The organism is Ferroplasma sp. Type II, from assembly GCF_000496155.1.
This window is the reverse complement of the sequence record NZ_KI542823.1, coordinates 3,270-5,003: the sequence shown is the minus strand read 5'-3', so window position 1 is coordinate 5,003 and position 1,734 is coordinate 3,270. Positions and strand designations below refer to the sequence as shown.

The following is a 1,734-nucleotide window of genomic DNA, read 5'->3' as shown; positions in this document are numbered from 1 at the left end:
ATATGAACCGGACTGCATATGGTGGCCGCTCATTATCGAATAGTTGAAATACACAGCACTGTCTCTGTCAACAACTGTAGAGTTTAGGTACAGATTCAGTTTAAAAGGTGTAGTTACATGTATTGTTGGGCCTATTCCATAGTAGAAAACGGGCGCAACTAGTATTCCATTGTCAGAATGAAATACATTGCTGCTCATTGTAAATGCCGGTGAGGAGAAATTCCTAAATTCCCATAGTATTAGGCACTATGACCCCTATTTTCTCAAACAGTTTCTTCTGATCCTTTGTCAGTTCCTGTATCACAATCTCTTTCTCGAATACCTTGCATTTCAAATTCCTCAATATGTCAAGGGACATTTCAACAGATCCAATTTCCTTCTGTACTTCCATGTATACTATCAGTGAGAGGAATATTATGAACAGGTATCCCCTCAGGGTTTCTTCACTGTGAACCCTGAGCGGCAGGAGTGAAAGGTCATCCTTTGAGTATGAATATGCCTTCTCCACAAACTGCCTGGTATAATACAGCGGTATCAGTTCATCCCTTTCAATGGGCTGTGAACTCATGAGTACCATAAAGCCCTTCCTCTTCACTGAGAACGGATCATAATCGTCCATGTGCTTCAGCATATATCTCCTTAATTCCCTGCCCCTCCTCTCTGGATCCAGGACAAGATGTGTGAATACAGTATTTCCGGCAAATTCTGCCTGGGAGGATGAGATGAACATGATCCTGTTTCCATACTTCACTGCATTCTTAGGGATATCCATACCTGCTGCGGATTCTATCAGGCCATGATATATGGATCTGTTTGCAGGAACCCTCATGAGAAAATCTATCTTACTGGTGAACATTGAACTGATATTGCCCTCAGAGAAGAAACCCGCATCCATTATGCTCAGCCCTGGCCTGATCCCGAGTTTCTCCATCTCACTGTTGGTTGCAGATAGTGCTGAAACATCCATAATGCCTCCTGGAATATAGCGGAAATACAGTGGCCTGTTCCTCTTCCTGTCCATTACAAGTACAAGCTTGATCTCCTCATCAACAGTCTCTGAGGAATATCCCCACTGTGTCATGTCCAGATCGATCTGGTTGGGAAGTGCAGTTGTGTCAATGGATATTCCTTCTTCCGGCTGTTTAAGGTATGCCCTGTAGAAATCCCTCATCTTTGTTTCATTCCCAAACTTCACAAGGAATTCTGATATTCTCTGTGAGTCCATTACACCCGGTGCAAGATATCTTGCAATATTCCCCTCATACCATATTCCTGCCCTCCTCATGCCTGTCTTTCCAAGTATCCGGTACAGTATGAGGGGAAGTGCACTGTTCTTTACTGCAAAATCATAGACTTCCTTCATCCTGGATTCCATGAACCTGATCAGGAAGTATGAATCACCGAAATCAAGGATCAGTTTCTCTGGTTTTATCCTCTCCTTTCCAGGCCTGATGAATTCATTACTTTCCCTGTCAACAACCTGCCCGAGGTATTTGCTTTTCTGTGCCGGTTTTTTCTTCATCTTGTCATAGTATGATGTTACTTCATAGGCATATTCTTTGTTCCCAATCTTCTTGAATCTTATGAAAGACATAATGTGTAATTACACATTATGATTTAACCTTTACTGTTCCGTAAAATAAAGGAGAATGTGGTATCATAATGCCTAATGATTAGGGAATTTAGGAAATTCCATATATTGGTAAGGAACTGTACTGTATGTGTTCTTTCAGA

2 protein-coding genes are annotated in these 1,734 nt (G+C 41.8%); both read right to left on the bottom strand.

Annotation, left to right across the window (positions count from 1 at the left end):
- Positions 1-240, bottom strand: a 240-nt coding sequence (locus tag AMDU4_RS13175; protein ID WP_290705481.1) for a thermopsin family protease, incomplete at its 3' end; no start/stop codon positions are given.
- Positions 224-1,594: a transposase gene (locus AMDU4_RS13170; protein ID WP_021788425.1), complete on the bottom strand. Its 1,371-nt coding sequence runs from the start codon at positions 1,592-1,594 to the stop codon at positions 224-226. The genes AMDU4_RS13175 and AMDU4_RS13170, both read right to left, overlap by 17 nt.
- Between the last annotated feature and the right edge of the window lie 140 nt (positions 1,595-1,734).

What these genes read in the sequence shown, in the direction of transcription:
- AMDU4_RS13170 (WP_021788425.1), bottom strand. Translation starts at nt 1,594, where the DNA reads ATGTCTTTCATAAGATTCAAGAAGATTGGGAACAAAGAATATGCCTAT.